Origin of the sequence: Citrobacter sp. Awk 4 (assembly GCF_028069725.1) — a bacterium.
Lineage (GTDB): Bacteria > Pseudomonadota > Gammaproteobacteria > Enterobacterales > Enterobacteriaceae > Citrobacter_D.
Genome location: NZ_JANEWG010000056.1, coordinates 19336 through 27078 on the forward strand (window position 1 = coordinate 19336; position 7743 = coordinate 27078).

Sequence of the window (7743 nt, forward strand, 5' to 3'; positions counted from 1 at the left end):
TCCGGCACTGATTCAGGCTCGCTCAATTTTCGCCGGTAATCCCTGGCGTACCGCCGCTCCCGACACCCAGTCCAGCCAGGTATTACTCACCTGGCGGGTCGGGTCGGCAAACCCCAAGTCGTTCAGGTTAATGCCCGATTTTATCTGTGCATCAAACGGCATCGGTTCACCGTCCAGCGTGTGCTGCGCCGCCCCCATTTCCCGATGCCCATAACCATGTTCAATGGCGACAACGCCAGGCATTACGCCATTGAGCAGGCTGATCTGCGCCTCCACCTCGCCGCCAGGCGTGGTAATGCGCGCCACGTCGCCATGAGCGAGGCCGTAACGTTCACCGTCTTGCGGATTGAGCGCCACCAGATTTACCGGTTTGAGGTGGTGTAAACGTGGGATCACCGCCGATGCGCTCGCCATCGTATTGGACTTAAAGGAGATGAGCTTGAGTGGCCACTGTTTTACCGGGAACAGTTCATCCACCGACCGCCCATCCGACAGTCTCGACGGATACCATGCCGGGCAACCACTGTAGCGTTCTCCCGTAATCGCGTGACGATGGGCCGCAACGTTTGCATTCCAGATTTGCAGGGGTTTTTCCCAGGCATTGCCGACCCGATTGTCCGCCCGACCGCTTTTGTCCGGCGCAAAACGACCGCCGCGCGAGTAAACAAAGGCGACGCGGCGAACTTCATCGGCTTTCAGCGTCTGTTCGATCACCGGCAGAATACGCGATACGCCAGTCAGCGTGACATCCTCCTGATTGGCCTCGGCCACCGGTGATTTACCCATAAACGCAATATTGGCGGCGACGCGAAGATAGTAATCTTCGGCGCGATTGAGCGGGTAATGGTTGCCCTGCACATCGGTCATCGCATCATCACCAAATCCAGGCAGATGAAGCCGTTTCGCCACCGCGATACAGAACGATTCCATGGAAACGGACTGTCCGTCTGCCGCGCGATGGGTGGCTGGCGGAACAATAGGCCAACGGGCGGTTGTGGCTTTACTGGCGACGCCCGCCCACGGCGCGCTGAATCCCCAACTTTCAAAGTTATGGGTATCCGGCACGATATAATCCGCCAGCGCAGTGGTTTCATTCATAAACGCATCGATCGCGATAAACAACGGCAGATGTTTGGGATCTTTGAGCTTTTCTTCGGCGACCGCCCGTAACCCTGGAATGCCATACAACGGGTTGGTCATGTTGGAAATCCAGGCTTTCAGCGGATAGGGATAACCTTCCAGCGCAGAGCTGAGTAATTCGGTGAGCTGGCCTGCCACGAAAGGGTACCACGGCGCTTTTGCCGGGAAAGGGGATTTCCCGGCCGCCACTTTATCACGGTACTCTTCGGAAGATTCATAGGCGGTTTTACTGCGTGCAATGCTCAGACCTTTTGGCTTCACCTTGCCGGGAAAACTGTCCATGTTGTAACGGGGACCATCGGTTGCGCCATTAAATTTTCCGCCGCCGACAAAAACGCCGCCTTCGAGGCTAAGGTTGCCAATCAACGCGTTGAGCATCATCACGGCCCAGGCATTGTAAAATCCATTGCCCGCCATCATTCCGCCGTGGGTAATCACTGCCGCTTTACGGCCATGACCGGTGAAGGCATCAGCCATCGCCACCATGTTCTCTTGTGAAACCCCGCACTGCTGGCTGTACTCAGTGAGCGTCAGTTTTTCTGCGGACTCTTTCAGGCACTGGAACCCGCTTTTCACCGTCACCTGACGTCCATCAGCCAGCGTTACCTGACGGGTGACAAACAGCTGGGCTTGCTGACACGCCGTTGCCGCAACCATTTCGCCCGATTCGTTGACAACCACGGGCTCGGCGCTTCCCTCAGGACTCAGGTGCGCCAGGGTCAGATGCTGCCCGGCAAGCTTTGGGATCTCATCGGTTATCACCAGGTGTGAAGCGTTCGTCCAGCTTTTCTCGCCAGCCTGTTGCATGGCCGCAGCGCTCGGGAGCGCGAGGTACGTGGCGTTGTAGCGTTGATTTTCGATGATCCAGCGGATCATACCCATCGCCAGCGCGGAATCGCTACCCGGCAAAATCGACTGCCAGTGTCCGCGATCGTCTGCCAGCACCGTCGTTAATGGCAATGCCGGAGAGACGACCACATAGCGAAAATCATGGCGCAAGCGGGCGCTGGCAAGTTGTCTGGCCTGTCGTTTAAACGGGTTGCCGGACTGCGCCGGAGAGGTGCCCATAAAGAGCGCAAATTCAACGTTTTCCCAGTCAGGTTTAACGTGGGTATTTTTATCCAGATCGCCCATCAGCGCGCCAGAGCCCGCCCGGTAAGCCAGGCCACAGTACGCGCCGTGCGCGCCGAAATTTTTACTGCCAAAGCTGTTGAGGGCAAAACGCCGCAGGAAGGTATCACGCCCATCATCGCTGGTGTTGGTCACCAATAGCTGATTACTTTTGGGGCCAAAACCGGGGTGCTGCGGGTCAATAGGCGTGTCCGGGGCGTGAATCGCGCGCAGGCCGTCGACGTGTCCTTCGCCGAACAGATCGCCACCCTCGACCACTTCCTCGATCAGCTGTTCAAAACTGATGCGCTGCCATTTCCCTTCTCCCCGTTTACCTACGCGTTTCATCGGTACCAGAATGCGCAGCGGACTGTATAAGCCTTCGAGCAGTGTGGCGCCACGGGCGCAGGCGGTAGAACGGGCGTCGAGTCCATTTTCACCGGCCAGTTGCTCCATCGCCGTTGCAAAAGGGACGGAGGCGTCAATGTGGTGTTCGTGCGAAAGCGGGTGATATGGATTGCCTGCAATACGCAGTACTTTTCCCTGCTGGCTGTCGACACGAACCCGCACGCCGCACTGCGTCCAGCAGCCGAAACATTGCGTCATGGAGATCACCTGATGCGGATTTTGCTGCCAGTGTGGTACCGCATGCGCCTCAGGGATCAGCGCATTGCCGAAGATCCGATCGCGGGTAATTTTGCCGGATGTACCCTCCAGCAGGCCATCAATCGCGCGTTTTGCCACATCACGGTAACTGAGGCCGAAAGTCACCATACCGCCCACGGCAAGACCCACTTTAAGCCACTGACGACGGGTTAAATTAGCCATGTTGTAATCTCCTGGTGAGTCCGTTAAGAACCTCACGAACAATGATTAACAGCGCAATCCACAAACCAAAAGTCCCTATGATGGCCAGCCAGCCATCGGTACCTCCTGGCAGCGTGTAAGGGTTAAATTGCGCGTTGAATTTGGGGACGGTCTGTACCTGAATCAGCAGCGTCCAGCGCATTAGCCAGCACAGCGCCATTGCGCTTAACGCCAGGCTGACGCGCCATGCGAGCGATAAAGGCTTACGCATGGCGACCGCGCACACGGTGAGCGCGAAAAGCCACAAGGCTACCCAGCCCATGGCGTAGTGGCGGGCGGAGGGCGATACGCCTATCCACTGGCGAAGAGCAACGCCGGAAAGCGTGTCGCTGCTTACCCAAATCACCACGACGAGCGCCAGCGCCAGCAACATCCAGAACTGTCCTCCCGCGAGGCGTCTTTGCAGGCGTGGGTCACGATGACTGGCGACAACCAGTAGCGCGAAGAAAGCCTGAAAGGCGCTGAAGAGCATCGCCACCGGAAAGGCGTAACTGAACCAAATTGGACGCGCCTGCACCACAGACACTTCCCGCCCGGTATAAATCAGTAATCCCACGGCGGACAATGCGCTGGCCAGCGCCAGCCATTTAGTGAGGCGGTAACTTTTGTCGGTAAAACGCGTGATCTGCTGCGCCACAAACCAGAGTCCCAGAAAACCCGTGAACAGCGGCAGAAATACGGCGCCCCAGGGCATCCAGGACCAGGGGGTAGGATAAGCATAAAAATGCCAGACGCGGGCGGTTTGGTGGAGATCGGCGGTGAGCGCCAACGGCGCAGTGATGGCGCAGGTCAGGGCAATCAACAGCGTCAAATTCTCCAGAGAAGCGCTGTCGTCAGACTTACGCCAGTGCAGGTAGCAGGCAAACAGTGCCGCACAGGTGGCGATACCAATAAAAAAGAAATATTGCACGGCCCAGGGGAGCCAACTCACTTCCTGCGGCCGGGTCAGTACCTCTTCGATCAACAGTGAATGCGACATTTAAACCTCCTGCCAGAGCGCGGGTTGTGCGCGGCCCATCAGCGGCGTGACGAACGCCTCATCGAGGCCCAGGTAGAATACGTGCGGCAAGGTGCCATTTTCCGGTTTCAGTACCTTGATCGCATCGTGATGAGTCTGGAGCATTTGCGAGATCCGGCTGTCTGGATCTTTGATATCTCCGATGATCCGGGCTCCGCCGACGCAGGATTCAACGCAGGCGGGGAGCAATCCAACCTCAAGCCGGTGCGTACAGAACGTGCATTTATCTGCGGTTTGCGTCTCATGATTGATAAACCGGGCGTCATAGGGACACGCCTGCACGCAGTAGGCGCAGCCGACGCAGCGTGTGTTGTCCACCACCACAATGCCATCTTCTCGCTGAAAGGTGGCCTGCACCGGACAAACGGGGACGCAGGGCGGGTTATCACAATGATTACACAGGCGGGGAAGCAGGACGTTGGTGACGTTTTGTTCACCTTCCAGTCGGACCTGATGATACTGGTTGACGAGCGTACGAAACTCACCTTGTGGCGTCTGGTTTTCAATCGCACAACTGACGGTACAGGCCTGACAACCAATGCAGCGCCGCAGGTCAATAAGCATTGCATAACGGTGTTGGGCCGACCCTTCATGTCGTTCGGGTGAAAAGGGAAATTTCGCCTCTGCCAGGGGGACCAGAGAGGCGCCTGCGGTCAGGACGCCGAGATGCTGGAGAAACTGCCGTTTACTGCTGTCCATATTTTCTCCCGTCACGGTGCAACAACTAAACATTGGTCATGCCGTTGATTTGCGTGTTATGTATAAAGAATCTTGATGATTTACAGTGTAAAAATCGTGGCGGGGGCAGCTCTATTGTGGTTAACCACATACCCGGCTTGTTGTTGATCTAAAACAACATAAATGACAGGGAATCTTGGGTGAAAGGCAAAGTGGCGAAATACCTGGCGGTGCTGGCATCCGTCTGGGTATTAACGAATCCTGCATGGGCGGGGTCGTGGAATATCGGCATTCTGGCGATGAGAGGCGAAGATTCTACGCGCAATCACTGGCAACCGCTGGTGACGATGCTGAATCAGCAACTCCCTGGCGAACAATTCCAGATTCAACCGTTAGACTTGCACCAAATGCAGGAGGCGGTGAATAGTGGAACGATTCAGTTTGTGATTACTAACCCGGCGCAGTTTGTGCAGCTTAATAACGATGCCCCGTTACGCTGGCTGGCCTCGTTGCGCTCCCAGCGTGGGAGCAAAACGGCAGGAAATGTGATTGGCAGTGTGATCCTGACGCGGCGTGACAGCGGCATCAATAGCGTTCACGACCTGATCGGTAAAACGGTTGGCGCCATTGATGCCCAGGCCTTCGGTGGATATTTGCTGGGATATAAAGCACTCAGCGATGCGGGACTGCGCCCGGAGCGCGATTTGCAGTTACGTTTTACCGGTTTTCCCGGCGATGCGGTGGTGTATCTGCTACGAGAAAAGGCGGTGCAGGCAGCGATTGTCCCGGTTTGTCTGCTGGAAAAAATGGACCAGGAAGGGCTGATCCACAAAGAGGATTTTGTGGCGGTACTTAGCCATCCGGCGTCGATTCCCTGTTTAACCAGTACACCGCTTTATCCTGACTGGTCGTTTGCCGCGCTGTCGTCCGTCAGTAATACCCTTGCGGATCGTGTCACCCGGGCGTTATTCAATGCCCCGGAATCCGCCCCCTATCACTGGGGCGCTCCGGCCTCTACCAGTCAGGTTGAAGCGCTACTGCGCGAGGTGCGCCAGCATCCGCAACAGCGGCGTTTATGGCTGGATGTGAAAAGCTGGCTCATTCAGCATCAGACAGTAATGGGCGGGGCCGCGATTATCGTCTTCCTGCTGACCCTGAATTACATCTGGGTCATGCTGTTGGTTCGCCGGCGGGGGAAACAGCTGGAACGCAATAATGTGCTGCTGCATAAACAAGAACAGGCCCTCGAAACGGCAAGGCAAATGAGTATTCTCGGTGAGATGACTTCCGGGTTCGCCCACGAGATCAACCAGCCGCTTTCGGCGATCCGCCATTATGCCGAAGGGTGTCTGATTCGGTTACGCCAACAAGATCCGCAGCACCCGCTGTTACCCGCGCTGGAACAGATCGACAGCCAGGCGCAACGTGGTGCGGATACGTTGCGCAATTTGCGCCATTGGGTCAGCCAGGCACAGGGAAATCCGGTGCTGGCCGAGGAGTGGAAGACTATCGGGATTCGCGACGCCGTTTCCCACGTCTGGCAACTGTTGCGCATGTCGCAGCATTTCCCGACGGTGACGTTACACGCCGATGTGGATCCCACACTGACGCTCACGCTACCGCCGATGCTCCTTGAACAGGTTCTGGCGAATCTTATTCTGAATGCCGCCCAGGCGGGCGCGACGACAGTGTGGCTGGAGGCTGAAGAGGGCAACCACTTGATGTCTATCCTGTTGCGGGACAATGCGGGGGGCATCGATGACGCGGTACAGCGTCAGGCTTTTCAGCCCTTCGTCACCACCCGCAAGGAAGGGATGGGCTTAGGGTTAGTGATCTGCCAGCGGCTGGTACGTTACGGTCAGGGAGACATGAGCATTTCGAACCAGACATCGCCTGATGGTCAGATGGGGGCGGTTGTCATACTGCATTTCAGAAAAAATGAGGGAGGGGGCAGCGATGGCGATCATTCATCTGCTGGATGATGATGTAGCAGTGACAGAGGCATGTGCCTTTTTACTGGAAAGTTTAGGCTACGAGGTTCGTTGCTGGAACGAGGCCACCCGTTTTTTATCCCTGGCGGACTTGCGACAAACCGGCGTGCTGCTGCTGGATATGCGTATGCCAGAGCTGGATGGTCAGAGAGTGCATGAAGAGATGCGTCAGCGAGGCAGTACGCTGGCCGTCGTGTTTCTCACCGGGCATGGAGATGTCCCGATGGCGGTGGAGCAGATGAAGCGCGGGGCGGTCGATTTCCTGCAAAAACCAGTGTCTGCCGGACCACTCCAGGCTGCGCTGGAACATGCGCTGGCGGTTTCTGCATCGGCGTTTGCGCGTCAGTCCATCATCCGCTGTTACCAACAACTCACGCCAAAAGAGTGTGAGCTGGCGGCGCTGGTCGCGAAAGGATTGATGAATCGCGAAATCGCCAGCGCAATGAATATTGCGGTGCGCACCGTGGAGGTTCATCGCGCCAGAGTCATGGAAAAGATGCAGGCCAGGAGCCTGGCGGAGCTCGTTAATCGCCTACAACAGGTGTTGTAAATCGATAAACATGCAATAGTTTCATGATTTATTTATTTGATTTTCATTGAATTTTGTCTATTTCAACAGCGTGATATATGCTGTTGGTTGATGCTGGCAAGGAGTGAAACATAATGGGAAAACCAGGCAAAGAAGACGAGCTGTACCGGGAGATGTGCAGGGTAGTAGGCAAAGTTGTGCTGGAAATGCGCGACCTGGGGCAAGAGCCGAAACACGTCGTTATTGCCGGCGTGTTAAGAACGGCCTTAGCGAATCAGCGTATCTCGCGAAGTGAGCTGGAAAAACAGGCGATGGAAACGGTCATCAGGGCATTAACAGGTTAATTGGATAAGGGGATTGGCGATATTTTTCGCCATCTCTGATTCTTTATATTTAGGTGACTATTTCCA

General features: G+C 56.1%; 6 protein-coding genes. 3 read left to right on the top strand and 3 right to left on the bottom strand.

Translation table 11 applies throughout. From position 1 onward, the window contains the following. Positions 1-12 precede the first annotated feature (12 nt). From ttrA to ttrB, 3 genes are read right to left on the bottom strand one after another with little or no spacing between them, the layout of a single operon-like run. Positions 13-3078 carry a tetrathionate reductase subunit TtrA gene (ttrA, locus tag NNO04_RS18735; RefSeq protein WP_271445959.1) on the bottom strand — a complete coding sequence of 1022 codons (3066 nt, stop codon included), beginning with the start codon at positions 3076-3078 and terminating at the stop codon, positions 13-15. Further along, positions 3071-4096 (bottom strand): tetrathionate reductase subunit TtrC, encoded by a 1026-nt coding sequence (gene ttrC, locus NNO04_RS18740; protein WP_271445960.1) that lies wholly within the window; start codon positions 4094-4096, stop codon positions 3071-3073. The genes ttrA and ttrC overlap by 8 nt, the downstream gene beginning before the upstream one ends. Next, a complete protein-coding gene (gene ttrB / locus NNO04_RS18745) occupies positions 4097-4834 on the bottom strand; it encodes a tetrathionate reductase subunit TtrB (protein ID WP_271445961.1) in 738 nt (245 codons plus the stop codon). Between the two features lie 179 nt (positions 4835-5013). Between ttrB and ttrS the strand changes: the two genes are divergently transcribed. The 3 genes from ttrS (at position 5014) to fumD (ending at position 7677) form a co-directional block, all read left to right on the top strand. Further along, a complete protein-coding gene (ttrS, locus tag NNO04_RS18750) occupies positions 5014-6795 on the top strand; it encodes a tetrathionate respiration histidine kinase TtrS (protein ID WP_271445962.1) in 1782 nt (593 codons plus the stop codon). Next, entirely contained in the window at positions 6770-7354 is a 585-nt protein-coding gene (ttrR, locus tag NNO04_RS18755; protein ID WP_271445963.1) for a tetrathionate respiration response regulator TtrR, read from the top strand. The genes ttrS and ttrR overlap by 26 nt, the downstream gene beginning before the upstream one ends. A gap of 113 nt (positions 7355-7467) precedes the next feature. Next, positions 7468-7677: a fumarate hydratase FumD gene (gene fumD, locus NNO04_RS18760; RefSeq protein WP_271445964.1), complete on the top strand. Its 210-nt coding sequence runs from the start codon at positions 7468-7470 to the stop codon at positions 7675-7677. Positions 7678-7743 lie beyond the last annotated feature (66 nt).